A 216-nucleotide genomic window follows, 5' to 3' on the forward strand; every position below is an offset into this window, starting at 1 on the left:
GATGTTTTTTGGAATCTTGGCTCATTTATTTTAGCGCTTGGTATTTTAGAGGCCATACATGAATATGGCCATTTATGGGTTCCACGAAAAATGGGCGTTAAAGTGCTGCGTTTTTCAATTGGTATTGGTAAGCCACTTTTAAAATGGCACGATAAATACAACACAGAATACGTAATTGCTGCTATACAGCTTGGTGGTTACGTAAAAATGCTCGAT

At 37.5% G+C, this 216-nt stretch carries 1 protein-coding gene; it reads left to right on the top strand.

Features of this window, described 5'->3' with window-relative positions:
• On the top strand, nucleotides 1–216 hold a 216-nt coding region (locus tag V6260_RS19130; RefSeq protein WP_341595614.1), incomplete at both ends, for a site-2 protease family protein.

Origin of the sequence: Pseudoalteromonas aliena (genome assembly GCF_038155085.1) — a bacterium.
GTDB lineage: Bacteria > Pseudomonadota > Gammaproteobacteria > Enterobacterales > Alteromonadaceae > Pseudoalteromonas > Pseudoalteromonas aliena_A.